The organism is Acidovorax sp. FHTAMBA (assembly GCF_038958875.1).
Classification (GTDB): Bacteria; Pseudomonadota; Gammaproteobacteria; order Burkholderiales; family Burkholderiaceae_C; genus Acidovorax.
Genome location: NZ_CP152407.1, coordinates 717,116 through 730,395, shown reverse-complemented (window position 1 = coordinate 730,395; position 13,280 = coordinate 717,116). Strand labels below are relative to the sequence as shown.

Sequence of the window (13,280 nt, the reverse complement as noted above, 5' to 3'; positions counted from 1 at the left end):
TGCGCCCCACCCTGAATCCTGCGGCGCCATGAACCGCCGCACACCGGAGCACTGTATGAAAGGCATTCTGAGCCTTCTGAAAATGAAAAGCCGGGGCGGCAAGCCTGCGGAAGACCACACGGATTCCGTGCTGTTCTCCACCGCGTTTGCGGGCCAGGGCGTGGACGAATCCATGCTGGTCCCCTGGGAGGCCCGCGCTGTGGAAGTGGGCGCCAAGCGCCTGCCCACCAGCCGGGGCGGCAAGCTGCTGCAGGGCCTGTGGGCCAAAGACAAGTACATGGCGCACCTGGACAAGGACGCTGTGGAGCGCATGGAGCGCTTTTTCGAGTTTGCGGCCGTGCCGTCCAACCGCGACGTGATCCGCCAGGACGAATATGGCAATTTCATGGTGGTGCTGCTGACCGGCACCATCGCCGTGGACCGCGTGCAGCCCTGGGGCGAGCAATTGCGACTGGCCGAGACGCGCCCCGGCGATATCCTGGGCGAGATGTCGCTGCTGGACAGTGGCATCCGGTTTTCCGCCTGTACCACGCTCACCGATTGTGAGATCGCCGTGCTCAGCGCCGAAGCCATGGACGACATGATGACCAAGGATCCGCAACTGGCTGCCAGCCTGATTGCACTGCTGGCCCGCAAGCTCTCGCTGCGCCTGCGGGTGGTAAGTGCCCGCCTGAGCGACAACCAGAAGTGATGGCGATGCGCCGACACAATACCAACGAACGCACAGCGGACGAACAGCCCGGGGAGAACATCTGATGGAACGCGATCAGGCCAGTAAATTCATCAACGACCTGCTCAAGCTGATGGTGAGCCGCAATGGCAGCGACCTGTTCATCACCGCAGAGTTTCCGCCCGCGATCAAGGTCGATGGCAAAGTGACCAAGGTCTCGCCCCAGCCGCTCACGCCAACGCACACGCTCACCCTGGCACGCGCCATCATGAGCGACAAGCAGGTGGCCGATTTTGAGCGCACCAAGGAATGCAACTTCGCCATTTCACCCGCCGGCATCGGGCGGTTTCGCGTCAACGCTTTCATCCAGCAGGGCAAGGTGGGCATGGTGCTGCGGACGATTCCGCTCACGCTGCCCACCATCGATGGCCTGGGCGTGCCGCAGGTGCTCAAGGAAGTGACGATGACCAAGCGCGGCCTGTGCATCCTGGTGGGTGCTACAGGCTCGGGCAAGTCCACCACGCTGGCCGCCATGGTCGACTGGCGCAACGAGAACTCCTTCGGCCACATCATCACGGTGGAAGACCCGGTGGAATTCGTGCACCCGCACAAGAACTGCGTGGTGACGCAGCGCGAAGTGGGTCTGGACACCGACAGCTGGGAAGCGGCCCTGAAGAACACGCTGCGCCAGGCGCCCGACGTGATCCTCATGGGCGAAATCCGCGACCGTGAAACCATGGAGCATGCGGTGTCGTTCGCCGAAACCGGACACCTGTGCCTTGCCACGCTGCACGCCAACAGCGCCAACCAGGCGCTGGACCGGATCATCAACTTCTTCCCCGAAGAGCGCCGCGCCCAGCTGCTGATGGACCTGTCGCTCAACCTGCGCGCCATGGTGTCGCAGCGCCTGATCCCCAAGCAGGATGGCAAGGGCCGCGCGGCCGCGGTGGAAATCATGCTCAATACGCCGCTGATTTCCGATCTGATCTTCAAGGGCGAAGTCTCCGAGATCAAGGAGATCATGAAAAAAAGCCGCAACCTGGGCATGCAGACGTTTGACCAGGCGCTGTTCGACCTGTACGAAGCCAACGTGATCAGCTACGAAGACGCGTTGCGCAACGCCGACTCGCTCAATGACCTGCGCCTGCAGATCAAGCTCAACAGCCAGCGCGCCAAGTCTCCCGATCTGGCGTCCGGCACGGAGCATTTCGCCATCGTCTGAGCCTGAACCGGCTTGCGCCTCTCCGCCTTCAGGACCCCGTGAAGCCCGCCCCCCAGGGCGGGTTTTGTTTTTTCCACCTGCACCTGCTCTTCTCTACCCATGCCAAGCACCAACCCCCGCAACTACGACGCAACCCCTTCCCGCAAGGTCGCCTTTCTGGGCCTGGGCGTGATGGGCTACCCAATGGCCGGCCACCTCGCCCTGGCCGGGCATGAAGTCACGGTGTACAACCGTACCGCTACAAAATCTATAGCATGGTGCGCAGAGTACGCCAGCGCCAAGGCCCCAAAACATGCTGCAACCCCGCGTGAGGCGGCAGAAGGCGCCGACATCGTGTTCTGCTGCGTGGGCAACGACGATGACCTGCGTTCGGTCACGCTGGGCACGGATGGCGCCTTTGCCGGCATGAAGCCGGGCGCCATCTTCGTGGACCACACCACTGCATCGGCCGAGGTCGCGCGCGAGCTGTATGCGGCGGCCAAGGCCCAGGGCCTGCAATTTGTGGATGCGCCCGTATCCGGCGGTCAGGCCGGGGCGCAGAACGGCTTGCTGACGGTGATGTGTGGCGGAGATGCAGGGGCCTTCGAGGCCGCCCAGCCGGTGGCCATGGCGTTTTCCCGCGCATTCACCTTGCTGGGAGACAGCGGCGCAGGGCAGCTGGCCAAGATGGTCAACCAGATCTGCATTGCCGGGCTGGTGCAGGCGCTGTCGGAAGCCGTGGCCTTTGGAAAGAACGCCGGGCTGGACATGAAGCAGGTGCTGGACGTGATCGGCAAGGGCGCCGCCCAGAGCTGGCAGATGGACAACCGGGGCAAGACGATGGTGGACGGCAAGTTCGACTTTGGTTTTGCCGTGGACTGGATGCGCAAGGACCTGGGCCTGGTGCTCGACGAAGCCAAGCGCAACGGCTCGCGCGTGCCGGTGACGGCGCTGGTGGACCAGTTCTATGCCGATGTGCAGAAGATGGGGGGCAACCGCTGGGACACCTCCAGCCTTATCCAGCGGCTGACCTGACGCCTGCGCCCGCGGGGGCACGCACAATGCATATGCAAAAAGGGGCCTTGCAGAGCCCCTTTTGCTTTCGTGCCACGCCCTTGGCGGCGTGCGCGACTCACCCCCGGGGTGCGTCGCTGCTGTCGGTGGTCACCGGTGCGGGTTGCGGCGCCAGGCGGCGCAGATCCTCTTCCGACACGATTTCAAACACCCGCACCACCTTCGCCACGCCGCTGACACCCCGGGCGATCTCGGTGGCGCGATTGGCCTCACGCTGCGAAACCCGGCCCATCAGGTACACCACATTGCGCTCCGTCACCACCTTGAAGGAGGTGGCCGAGATGTCCCGCGCATCCACCAGGCTGGCGCGCACCTTGCCGGTGATGAAGGTGTCGTTAGAGCGCTGGCTCAGGGTGGTCGATGGCATCACGGCCAGGTCGTTCACCACAGAGCGCGTGTTCTCCACCTGTGACACGATCTGCTCCACCGTCTGGCGGTCCTGTGCGTTGGGCACTTCGCCGGTCAGCAGCGCCTGGCGGTTGTAGCTTGTCACGTTGACATGCACTCGGTCGCCCAGGGTTTCGCGAATCCGGTTGGCAGCGCGCAGCTCGATACCCTCGTCTTCGATCTGCGTCCCTGCAGTGCGACGGTCCACCGCCATGACGCTGCCCACCACGGCACCGCCGACGATCAATGGAGCACACGCCGACAGGCCTGCAGCCAGGGTGGCTGCCGCCAGTGCGGTCATGACAGTGCGCTGGGTGCGGTTCACGGTTGTCGGGGTCATAGGGGAATCTCCTGTTCACCAAGTAACTGGGCGTCCACGCCGTCGCTCAGGCAATGCAGCACCAGGGCATGGACTTCGCGCACGCGTGCGGCGCGGTCGTGGGGCACGCTGATCAACACATCGGTTTCGCGCAGCATGGCGGCCAGCTTGCCACCGGTGCGGCCCGTCAGCACCACCACTGTCATGTCGCGCTCGTGGGCGGCCTCGGCAGCGGCCAGCAGGTTGGCGTCGTTGCCGGACACCGACAGAGCCAGCAGCACATCGCCCGCCTGGCCCAGCGCACGCACCTGGCGGGCAAACTGCTGCGCGGCATCGTGGCTGCCGCCCGCTGCGGCCGTGAGCAGGGTGCTGTCGGACGTGAGGGCCAGCGCCGCCAGTTCGGGCCGTTCGCGCTCGAAGCCGGCCACGCAGAACGCGGCAAACTGCTGCGCCTCGGCGGCCGAGGGGCCGTTACCACAGGCCAACACCTTGCCGCCGCTGGTCACACAGGCCAGAACGGCCTGCACGGCGGCGGCGATGGGATGGCTCAGAACCTGCGCGGCCTGGTACTTCAGGTCGGCGCTGTCGATGAAATGCTGTTGGATGCGTTGCTCAAGCATGAGGGCCCGATGATACCCGCCGGGTGTTACAGCTTTTGTAGCAAACCGTAGCCACCGGTCTTGCGCTGGGGGCTTGGTCGCTTTGCGGAACCCCGATGCCTACTGCGCATCAAAGGCCGCCTTGAGCCACTGCACCGAGGCCTCGACCAGCACCACATCAAAGCGGCAGGGCGGCGGCGATGGCAGGCGTAGGAGGTAGTGCCGGGCCGCAAAAATGATGCGCTGCTGCTTGGTGGCGCTGATACTCGCCCCGGCGCCGCCAAACGCGCTGCCCGACCGACTGCGCACTTCGACAAAGACCAGCGTGCCATCCCGCTCGCGCATCACCAGGTCAATCTCGCCACCGCCGCGCCCGGGCGTCCGATAATTGCGCACCACCAGCTGCAGGCCGGCCGCCTGCAGATGGGCCAGGGCCTGGTCCTCCGCCGCGTTGCCGCGTGCGCGTGTGGTGGTGGCAGGGCCCGAGTCCTTCGCCGGTTTTCTCATTCCAAGGAATTTCATTGAGCGCATCTTTCGCTTCAGCCCTTGATGCCGCGCGCGAAGCGGCGGCTCTCCAGCATTATCCCGAGGGCGCCCTGTACGTGGTGGCCACACCCATTGGCAACCTGGCGGACATCACCCTGCGCGCGCTGCACGTGCTGCAGATGGCCGACACCGTGGCCTGCGAAGACACGCGCCACACACAGTCCATGCTGCGCGCCTACGGCATCGACAAGGGTGCCGCCCAGCTGCTGGCCGTGCACCAGCACAACGAGGCCGAAGCCGCGCAGAACGTGGTGCAGCGGCTGCAGCTGGGCCAGCGCGTGGTGTATGTGAGTGACGCTGGCACGCCCGGCGTGAGTGACCCTGGCGCCCGGCTCGTGGCCGCCGTGCAGGCGGCCGGCCTGCGGGCCGTGCCCCTGCCCGGCGCCAGCAGCATCACCACAGCGCTGAGCGTGGCAGGCGCAGTGGCCCACAGCACTGAACATGGCGGTTTTGTGTTCGCAGGGTTTCTACCCGTGAAGAACGCAGAACGCGCCACGGTGATTGCGCAGCAGCTGGCCCCGGAGCCGCGCTGCGTGGTGCTGCTTGAAGCCCCCCACCGCATCAACGAGCTGGCCCAGGCCCTGGCGGTGCTGGGTGATCGCCCGGTAACGCTGGCACGGGAGCTGACCAAGCAGTTTGAGGAAGTGACCACGCGGCCCGCCCGGGAGCTGACGGCCTGGCTGGACGGCGCACCCCAGCGCTCGCGCGGCGAGTTTGTGGTGCTGCTGCACCCGGTGGCGGTGGCCAGCGACGATGGCGCCAGCCTGCGGGTGTTGCGCCTGCTGGTGCAGGAGCTGCCGCTGAAAACCGCTGTGCGCCTGGCTGCCGAGATCACGGGTGCATCGCGCAACGCGCTGTACGACACGGCCCTGACGTGGAAGCGCAGCGGCGCGAGCGGGGAAAATGAAGACGAAGTAGGCGACGCCGGGAGCTGATAACACCTCGGATTTCAGGCCAAATTGGCACCTGGCGCTTGATGGACAAGCGCTGATAGCTATATTTTTAATAGCATTTCATCCGCCACAGCGAATCCACTACCGGCCCTGGTGCCGCCGCCCCCCTCCAGATCTATCGCCCCGACACAGCCAACCCGGCCGCCACCCCGCCAAACAAATCGCCTTCCACCTGGGGAGTGTCGGGAAACGCCGCTTTGAGCGCCTGGCGCAGCGGCCGCAAGGCCGACGAGCCCCCGGTGAGATAGATCGCATCCAGCCCCTGCACACCCAGGCCCGCCAGCTGCACACATTCCTGCGCGCAGGCCACCACCAGTTCGAGGGGTTGCAACAGGAACTGCGCCAGCCCCTGTGTTGTGACGGCGGCGCCCAGCCCTGCCTCGATCCAGTCCAGCGGCATGGGCGCGTCGGCATCGGCCAGCGACGCGGCGATCTTGGCCTGCTCCACGGTATTGGCCATGCGGTGCCCCAGGCGCTCGTGCAGCACCCGCATGAGCCGCGCGTGCAGCCGTGCATCGGAATAGTCGGTGCGCAGGTTCTGCGCATCGCGCAGTGCACGCGGCGAGTACAGCCACTGGATCAGGTGCCAGGTGGACAGGTCAAAAAACACCCGGCTGGGCACCTCGCGCCCCGTGGGCCCGGTGTGCCGAAACCCGAGCAAGGGCATCAACAGGTCCAGGCTCAGCCGCCGGTCAAAGTCGGTGCCACCCACATGCACGCCGGTGGTGGCCAGCACATCGCTGCCGCGCTCGGCACGCGCCATGCGCTCCGGCCCCAGCCGCACCACCGTGAAGTCCGAGGTACCACCCCCAATGTCCACCACCAGCACCAGCGACTCGTGCGCGACGCGCTGCTCGTAGTCCAGCGCGGCAGCAATCGGTTCCAGCTGGAACGACACCTCGGCAAACCCCGCATCCAGCGCAGCTTGGCGCAACGCATCTTCCGCCTGCTGATCGCGGTCGGCATCCCCATCCACAAAATGCACCGGCCGCCCCATCACCACACGGGCGGGCATGCCGCCCAGCTCATCGCGCGCCCTTTGCACCAGCATGCGCAAGAAGAGGCTGATGATGTCCTGGTAGCTCACCATCTTGTTGTGCACCGCCGTCTTGTCCTGCAGCAGCGCACTGCCGAGCAGGCTCTTGAGCGACCGCATCAGGCGCCCCTCGGTGCCTGCCAGATACTGGCCCACGGCATCGCGACCAAAGTGTGTGCGGTGATCCTCTGCGTTGAAGAACAGTGCAGTGGGCAGTGTGTGCGCACTCCCCTCCAGCGCAATCATCCGCGCCAACCCTGCCCCCTGGCGCACGGCCATCGCGGAGTTGGAAGTGCCAAAGTCGATACCGAGGGTGGTGTCCTTCAGGAGGGGCATGGGTGACGTGTGGAAGCGATGAAAAAGTGTTCAACGCGCACCGGCTGAGGCCTCGGTGAACGAAGATATCGGATGCAGTTTTGGGGCAAGAAGAACCCGCAGGGCAGTGGGGGCAGAGCTGCCGCCCGGCCAGAAGCCACCGAAGCGCGACGCACCCGGAATTGAAAAAGCCCTTGATTCGCAAAAATCAAGGGCTTTTATTTGGTGGCCTGGGGCGGAATCGAACCACCGACACAAGGATTTTCAATCCTCTGCTCTACCGACTGAGCTACCGGGCCTGAGCCTCAAATTATAACCAGAAAAAACTGCCTTTGAACCAGAGTGCCAGGAATTTCTTGCAGACCTAGCCGCGCTTACCCCGGCCCAGATCGACACCCAGCTGGCGCAGCTTGCGATATAGGTGCGTGCGCTCCAACCCCGTCTTTTCGGCCACGCGCGTCATGGAGCCGCCTTCGCGGGCCAGGTGAAATTCGAAATAAGCCTTTTCAAAGCCATCGCGTGCTTCGCGCAGGGGGCGATCGAGGTCAAACCCCTGGTGCGCATGGGGCCCTGCCTCCACGCCGGCCATGAGGGCCGCCGTCACGGCGGGCAGTTGCGAAAACGTGGGGTCGGCCGGGGCGTGCACGGGCGCCGGGGCGGCTGCCACCGGGGCGGCCTGGTGGGCAGCGTTGCGCGCCAGGCCCTGCTCCACCGCCTTGAGCAGCTTTTGCAGGGTGATGGGTTTTTCAAGGAACGAGAAGGCGCCGATCCGCGTGGCCTCGACGGCAGTGTCGATCGTGGCGTGGCCACTCATCATGATCACGGGCATGGTCAGCACACCCGCCGTGGCCCATTCCTTGAGCAGCGAAACCCCGTCGGTATCTGGCATCCAGATGTCGAGCAGCACGAGGTCGTAGATGTTGCCGGCCCGGGCGGAGCGCGCCTGGGTGGCGTTTTCTGCGAGGTCTACGCTGTGACCTTCGTCGTTCAGGATTTCCGACAGCAGATCACGAATGCCGAGCTCATCGTCGACCACCAGAATGTTTGCCATGTGTGTTGAAGCGCCTTGGGGTACTGCGGGGCGGTGTTGTTATGACGCCACCGCTGGTTCAGGGGCGAATGATAACGACACTTGGGCCCCGCGCACCACGCCATCCTCCGTGCGATTGGACAGGTCGATACGCGCACCATGCTCGTCGGCAATTTTTTTGACCACGGCCAGCCCCAGTCCAGTGCCCCGGGCCTTGGTAGTGACATAGGGCTCAAAGGCCCTCTGGAGGATGTGCGCGGGAAAGCCTCCTCCGCTGTCTGACACCGTGAGCCGCACGCGGCGCGAGGACTCACTCCAGCGGGTGCTGATGCGCACGGGCGGCACGGGATCAGCAGTGCCGGCCCGCGCCTGTTCGGTGGAATCTTGCGCGTTTTGCAAAAGGTTGTGCACGACCTGCCGCAGCTGCTGTGCATCGCCTGCTATCGGAGGGCAGCGCGGGTCCAGCTCTGCCTGCACCCGCACCGTGGCGTTCTCTTCACCGTACAGATGGAGCACGTCAGTCACCAGGGCATTGAGGTCCAGCGCATGGAGTTCTGCCGCGGGCAAACGCGCGTAATCGCGGAACTCGTTGACCAGCCGCTTCATCGCATCGACCTGATCCACGATGGTCTTCACCGACTTGGCGAGAATGGCCTGCTCGGGGCCGGGCAGCTTGCCCGAGAGCTTCATTTCCAGCCGCTCGGCCGACAGCTGGATGGGCGTGAGCGGGTTCTTGATTTCATGCGCCAGGCGCCGCGCCACCTCGCCCCAGGCCTGCGCGCGTTGGGCAGAAACAATTTCGGAAATGTCGTCAAAAACCAACAGCCTGGTCGCATCGGGCAGTTCGGCCCCCCGCGCCACGAGGCTGGTGGCGTGCTGGCCGACTCCGCCGGAGCTTGCATGCAGCTCAAACGGTTGCTGCCAGTGGTCGAGCCCGTGGCGTTCGTGATCGCCCAGAAAGGCATCAAAGTGCCCCTGTACCGATCTTGCAAATTCGGCAAGCCCGGGGACTTCCGACAGCGGCCGCCCCTCATACGCCGCCATCGGTGCCCGCAGGATGCGGGTTGCGCCCGGGTTGGATGATCGGATCAGGCCCTGGGCATCGAGCACGATGACCCCGGCCGTGAGGTTGTCCAGAATGGTCTGCAGGTTGGCGCGCGCGGCATCCACCTCCCCCATGCTCTGCTCCACCGCCTGGCGCGCGTCGGATAGTTGCTGGGTCATCAGCGCAAAAGAACGCGTGAGCCCACCCAGCTCGTCCTTGCCTTGCAGCACAGCCTTGGGGCTGAGGTTGCCCGCGGCAACCTCGCGCACACCTTCGGCCAGCACCAGCAGTGGGCGGGCGAGCTGATTGCCCAGCAACACCGCCAGCAGCACGGCGCCAAACACCGCCAGGAAAAGGCTCAGCGTGAGGGTGCCCACATACATGCGCCGCAGCCCCCCCCGGGCCAGGGCGCGCTCCTGGTATTCGCGATTGGCCTCCTGCACCGCAATGGCGTTGGCCACCAGCGCGGGTGGCAGCAGCAGCGTGGCCTGCAGGTAGCGCGGCTCCACCAGCAACCCCACGCTGGGGCTGCTCACCAGCGCAAGTACCTTCACGCGCGCGTTCTGAACGGCTGCGGGGTCGGAAATATCGTCGAGCCCTTCAATCTGTGCGGTGGCGCGTTGCTGGCGCACGGTGCGCAGCAAGGGCACCCCCGGCCGGTCGGGGTTCAGGCTGAAACGCGACTGGCCGGCACTGGCCACCGCCTGGCCCGCCGCGTTCCAGAGCACCACATCGGTGGCGCCCAGCTGGTCGCGGATGCGCTCCAGCACCAGGCCGGCTGCCGCATCGGGGACCTGTGCCACCTGCGCACTCGCATTGCGGGTTTTGGCGGCCATGTCGGCCGCCATGGCGTCAAGGGACACGCGCGCCAGGTTGACCCCTGCGGACAAGGCACCCTCGACCTTGACATCGAACCAGCTTTCGATCGAACGCGTGACGAACTGGTAGGACACCACGTAGATCAGCAACCCCGGCATCAGACCCACCAGCGCAAAGATGGCAGCGAGTTTGACCAGCAGCCTGCTGCCAAAGCGCCCCTTGCGCAGGCGCATGCCCAACCGCACCGCAACCCACAGCAGCACTGCCAGAAGCAGCATCGCCACCAGCACATTCACGCCGAAAAGCCATGCGTAGTTGCGCTCGTACAGCGCCCGGTTGTTGGTGGCCAGGGTGAGCAGGAACATCAGCACCAGGCCGATGGCCGACATGATGGCCGCGCCAACCCCCACCGCCCACCGCACGGCGCGCGACTGGCTGGCCGCCGCCTGGGCAGAGGCAGACGCGGTGGGCTGTGAGGTGCCGGGCGGGTTCACTTTGCAGGTTCCGCGGCCAGGCGCTGGCTGCGGGACACCAGAAGGTTCCAGCCCGATCGCCCCGCCACCCCGATCTGGAAAGGACGGGGCAGCTGGGACATGTCGAGTCGAAACCGGAAATTGACAGTGTGGACCGCATCGGCCTCGATCACGTCGCTATCAGCGATCTTCCAGCGCGAAATGCGCTGAATGGCCGATAGTGCGTCCGAGTAGTCATCGAAGTTCTGGCCCAGTACCACCCCCAGTCCACTGTTTGCAAAGGGCACAGGCGAGATGTTCAATCGCCATCGTCGGGTCAAGGGCTGATAACTGAGCCGCAGGTAACGGGTCGCTTCGGCAACCTGGCGGTCAGACCAGTACCAGCGATCGCGCAGCACCTGGGCCTCGGCGACAAAGAACATGGGGATGCCTTTGTAGAGGGCGTCTTCTGCCAGTTCCGGCAGGATCAGATCCAGTGTGGTGCTCAGATACAGGCCGTCCTCGGCCCGGTCCAGGCGCAGCTCCCCCACTTCCGGAGCCACTGGTTGCCCGGCCACGGCCGACGGCGCCCATGCAGCCCAGCCCATGAACAGGCAAAACATCCCGGCCAGCAGCCAACGAGCTCTGAGAAGCTCATTACGCTGATTTTTGCAACAGTGCGTAAAAAAAACCGTCGTGATCACCCGACTGATTGTCCGGGACGGCACCGCGCTTGTCGTCGTTGCCGGGAATTAAATGGCCCGGCGACGGGAGCAACGTGGCGTCGGTGTTGTGTGCAAGAAACGTTTGCACCTGTTCATCGCCCTCTTCCCGGAAGACAGAGCAGGTGCAGTACAGCAGCCGACCGCCCGGGCGCAGAAGCGGCCAAAGCGCTGCCAGCAAACGCGCCTGCAGCCTGGCGAGCTGGGCAATATCGCTTTCACGGCGCAGCCAGCGGACATCCGGATGGCGTCGCACGATGCCGGAAGCGGTGCAGGGAGCATCCAGCAAAATGGCATCGAACGGGACGCCCTCGCAGTGCTGCTGCCACCAGTCTTGCGGGCGCGCTGCATCGGCCACCACCACCTTGGCACGCAGTCCCAGGCGCTGCAAGGCATCGCCAATCCGGGTACTGCGAACGGCATCCACCTCCAGGGCCGTAACCTGCAGGGGCGAACCGCTCCCCGCCATCTCCAGGAGGTGGGCGGTTTTGCCCCCGGGTGCCGCGCAGGCGTCCAGCACACGCAAAGGCTGGGCGAGATCCAGCCCTCCCAGCAGCAAGGGCGCAGCCATCTGGGCGGCGGCATCCTGCACTGAAACCCAGCCCTCAGCAAAGCCCGGCAGGGTTGGCACCGGTACGGGCTTGCGCAGCAGCAGCCCCATATCACCCACCGGTTTTGCTTCCAAATTAATAGCTGCGAGCGCTTTCTGGTAAAGCACTGGAGTGCTTTTTTGTGCATTAACGCGCAGCGTCATCGGAGCGTGGGCATTGTTGGCCCGCAGAATCTGCTCCCAGTGTGTGGGGTGGTCCTTGCGCAAACGCTCGATCCACCACACCGGATGGTTCCATCGGGCCAGCGGATCACGGTCGGTCCGTGCCACCAGCGCCTCGCGTTCGCGCAGAAAACGCCGCAGGCACCCATTGAGGAACGACGACTGCGCCCGGGTGGACGCGCTGCGCTTGGCGGCTTCCACCGCCTGGTTGACCAGGGTGAAAGGCTCATACGGGGATTGTTCGGGGTCCCAGCACAGCGCCAGCGCCGTGCACAGCAGCGCATCTGCAGCCGGTGGGGGCGTGCGTGCCACCATCTGACTGCGCAGCGCCTCGGCCCGCCCCGCCTGGCGCAGCACCTGGAACAGCAGAGCCTGCACGCCCGGGCGTAACGCGGCGTCTACGGCCGCCAGGGCTGCAGTGCCCGACTGGCCGGCGCGGATGGCCTGCAAGGCCCCGGCCACAGCTGCCAGCTGTTGCCACAGCGGCACGGGTTGGCCGCCCGCCGCGGGCGGAGTGCGGGCAGCACGCAGAGCCTGGTCAGGGCCGGAACCGCTCGGTGCGCGGGCAGGAGGTGGTGGCCGGGATGGGCTCATCGTGTTTCTCGCTTACTGTCTACAGCCCGCGTGCGGCCTTGAATCCGAACACCCAAGCCAGAACACTGGCCGGAAACTGGGCAATGGCGGCGTTGTAGTGCAACACCGCATCGTTGAACACACCAATCGCCTGTTCGTTTTGCTGAACAAGCTCCTGCCACCGCGCGCCCAGTGCCCTGGGCACCGATGGAGGCACGACCGCGGAATCAGCCCCTGCAGGCGTGGCGGCGACGCTTTGCGCTGGCATGCCGCGGTCGACCTTCTGCCAGCAGGCATGCAGAACCTCACGCGCCGCCGCCAGCGCTGCTACGGCGTCGGGCTTGAGAGGCCGCGCACGGGCCATGGCCAGCGACGCACTCAGCTGGGTAGCGGCACCTTGCAAGGCTGCCATCTCGGGCGCTGCGGCGCCAGCGAGCTCGGGTGCCTGTGCGGCATGCGATGCATCGACCTCGCCCAGAAACGCAAGCTGCCGCACCATGTGCGCATCAAAACTGCCAAACGCCTGCACCACGGCCGAGCGCAAGCGCATCAGACGGTTGTACGCGCCCAGTGCCCAGAACATGGCGATGGCAAAAACAATCCAGAAAAGGGGCGATGACCACATGCTCATTGGCCGGCTTGGCATGAACTGCGCATTACCGGCCCAAAAAAGACAATCAAAACGATCCAGGGGGATCGATCTTTCTGCGTGTCCCCAGAAAAAAGCTCCCGGCCTGCCAGGGACAGGACGGGAGCTTTCTGGAGCC

13 protein-coding genes and 1 tRNA gene are annotated in these 13,280 nt (G+C 65.3%); 4 read left to right on the top strand and 10 right to left on the bottom strand.

Features of this window, described 5'->3' with window-relative positions; genetic code table 11:
* The first annotated feature begins 55 nt into the window (after positions 1 to 55).
* The 3 genes from AAFF19_RS03430 (at position 56) to AAFF19_RS03420 (ending at position 2,906) form a co-directional block, all read left to right on the top strand.
* The gene (locus AAFF19_RS03430) at positions 56 to 691 is read left to right on the top strand and encodes a cyclic nucleotide-binding domain-containing protein (protein WP_008907100.1); all 636 of its coding nucleotides are present in this window, start codon (positions 56 to 58) and stop codon (positions 689 to 691) included.
* Between the two features lie 64 nt (positions 692 to 755).
* On the top strand, positions 756 to 1,892 hold the full coding sequence (locus tag AAFF19_RS03425) for a PilT/PilU family type 4a pilus ATPase (protein ID WP_182119639.1): 1,137 nt from the start codon (positions 756 to 758) through the stop codon (positions 1,890 to 1,892).
* A 99-nt stretch (positions 1,893 to 1,991) separates the two neighbouring features.
* Positions 1,992 to 2,906 (top strand): NAD(P)-dependent oxidoreductase, encoded by a 915-nt coding sequence (locus tag AAFF19_RS03420; RefSeq protein WP_342721316.1) that lies wholly within the window; start codon positions 1,992 to 1,994, stop codon positions 2,904 to 2,906.
* 97 nt (positions 2,907 to 3,003) lie between these two features.
* Here the strand turns inward: AAFF19_RS03420 and AAFF19_RS03415 are convergent, their stop codons facing one another.
* From AAFF19_RS03415 to AAFF19_RS03405, 3 genes are all read right to left on the bottom strand, one after another.
* Positions 3,004 to 3,672, bottom strand: coding sequence for a BON domain-containing protein (locus tag AAFF19_RS03415; protein WP_008907097.1), 669 nt, complete (start codon positions 3,670 to 3,672; stop codon positions 3,004 to 3,006).
* Positions 3,669 to 4,271 (bottom strand): SIS domain-containing protein, encoded by a 603-nt coding sequence (locus AAFF19_RS03410; protein ID WP_008907096.1) that lies wholly within the window; start codon positions 4,269 to 4,271, stop codon positions 3,669 to 3,671. The genes AAFF19_RS03415 and AAFF19_RS03410 overlap by 4 nt, the downstream gene beginning before the upstream one ends.
* Before the next feature lie 99 nt (positions 4,272 to 4,370).
* On the bottom strand, positions 4,371 to 4,772 hold the full coding sequence (locus AAFF19_RS03405) for a YraN family protein (protein WP_034695839.1): 402 nt from the start codon (positions 4,770 to 4,772) through the stop codon (positions 4,371 to 4,373).
* Here AAFF19_RS03405 and rsmI point away from each other — a divergent pair.
* Complete coding sequence (rsmI, locus tag AAFF19_RS03400) at positions 4,772 to 5,731, top strand: 16S rRNA (cytidine(1402)-2'-O)-methyltransferase (RefSeq protein ID WP_182119637.1); 960 nt, start codon at positions 4,772 to 4,774, stop codon at positions 5,729 to 5,731. The two genes, AAFF19_RS03405 and rsmI, sit on opposite strands and share 1 nt — an antisense overlap.
* Positions 5,732 to 5,864: 133 nt before the next feature.
* Here the strand turns inward: rsmI and AAFF19_RS03395 are convergent, their stop codons facing one another.
* The 7 genes from AAFF19_RS03395 to AAFF19_RS03365 form a co-directional block, all read right to left on the bottom strand.
* Positions 5,865 to 7,121: an Hsp70 family protein gene (locus tag AAFF19_RS03395; protein WP_342721315.1), complete on the bottom strand. Its 1,257-nt coding sequence runs from the start codon at positions 7,119 to 7,121 to the stop codon at positions 5,865 to 5,867.
* A 202-nt stretch (positions 7,122 to 7,323) separates the two neighbouring features.
* Positions 7,324 to 7,399, bottom strand: a tRNA-Phe gene (locus tag AAFF19_RS03390).
* Between the two features lie 65 nt (positions 7,400 to 7,464).
* Positions 7,465 to 8,151, bottom strand: coding sequence for a response regulator (locus AAFF19_RS03385; protein WP_008907092.1), 687 nt, complete (start codon positions 8,149 to 8,151; stop codon positions 7,465 to 7,467).
* 39 nt (positions 8,152 to 8,190) lie between these two features.
* Positions 8,191 to 10,488: an ATP-binding protein gene (locus AAFF19_RS03380; RefSeq protein ID WP_342721314.1), complete on the bottom strand. Its 2,298-nt coding sequence runs from the start codon at positions 10,486 to 10,488 to the stop codon at positions 8,191 to 8,193.
* Positions 10,485 to 11,054: a DUF4390 domain-containing protein gene (locus AAFF19_RS03375; protein WP_342721313.1), complete on the bottom strand. Its 570-nt coding sequence runs from the start codon at positions 11,052 to 11,054 to the stop codon at positions 10,485 to 10,487. Before AAFF19_RS03375 ends, AAFF19_RS03380 begins: the two co-directional genes overlap by 4 nt.
* Positions 11,055 to 11,103: 49 nt before the next feature.
* Positions 11,104 to 12,534: a 16S rRNA (cytosine(967)-C(5))-methyltransferase RsmB gene (gene rsmB, locus AAFF19_RS03370; RefSeq protein ID WP_085942650.1), complete on the bottom strand. Its 1,431-nt coding sequence runs from the start codon at positions 12,532 to 12,534 to the stop codon at positions 11,104 to 11,106.
* Positions 12,535 to 12,553: 19 nt separating this feature from the next.
* Positions 12,554 to 13,138, bottom strand: coding sequence for a LemA family protein (locus AAFF19_RS03365; RefSeq protein WP_008907088.1), 585 nt, complete (start codon positions 13,136 to 13,138; stop codon positions 12,554 to 12,556).
* Between the last annotated feature and the right edge of the window lie 142 nt (positions 13,139 to 13,280).

What these genes read in the sequence shown, in the direction of transcription:
- AAFF19_RS03430 (WP_008907100.1), top strand. Translation starts at nt 56, where the DNA reads ATGAAAGGCATTCTGAGCCTTCTGAAAATGAAAAGCCGGGGCGGCAAG.
- AAFF19_RS03425 (WP_182119639.1), top strand. Translation starts at nt 756, where the DNA reads ATGGAACGCGATCAGGCCAGTAAATTCATCAACGACCTGCTCAAGCTG.
- AAFF19_RS03420 (WP_342721316.1), top strand. Translation starts at nt 1,992, where the DNA reads ATGCCAAGCACCAACCCCCGCAACTACGACGCAACCCCTTCCCGCAAG.
- AAFF19_RS03415 (WP_008907097.1), bottom strand. Translation starts at nt 3,672, where the DNA reads ATGACCCCGACAACCGTGAACCGCACCCAGCGCACTGTCATGACCGCA.
- AAFF19_RS03410 (WP_008907096.1), bottom strand. Translation starts at nt 4,271, where the DNA reads ATGCTTGAGCAACGCATCCAACAGCATTTCATCGACAGCGCCGACCTG.
- AAFF19_RS03405 (WP_034695839.1), bottom strand. Translation starts at nt 4,772, where the DNA reads ATGAAATTCCTTGGAATGAGAAAACCGGCGAAGGACTCGGGCCCTGCC.
- AAFF19_RS03395 (WP_342721315.1), bottom strand. Translation starts at nt 7,121, where the DNA reads ATGCCCCTCCTGAAGGACACCACCCTCGGTATCGACTTTGGCACTTCC.
- AAFF19_RS03385 (WP_008907092.1), bottom strand. Translation starts at nt 8,151, where the DNA reads ATGGCAAACATTCTGGTGGTCGACGATGAGCTCGGCATTCGTGATCTG.
- AAFF19_RS03375 (WP_342721313.1), bottom strand. Translation starts at nt 11,054, where the DNA reads ATGGGCTGGGCTGCATGGGCGCCGTCGGCCGTGGCCGGGCAACCAGTG.
- rsmB (WP_085942650.1), bottom strand. Translation starts at nt 12,534, where the DNA reads ATGAGCCCATCCCGGCCACCACCTCCTGCCCGCGCACCGAGCGGTTCC.
- AAFF19_RS03365 (WP_008907088.1), bottom strand. Translation starts at nt 13,138, where the DNA reads ATGTGGTCATCGCCCCTTTTCTGGATTGTTTTTGCCATCGCCATGTTC.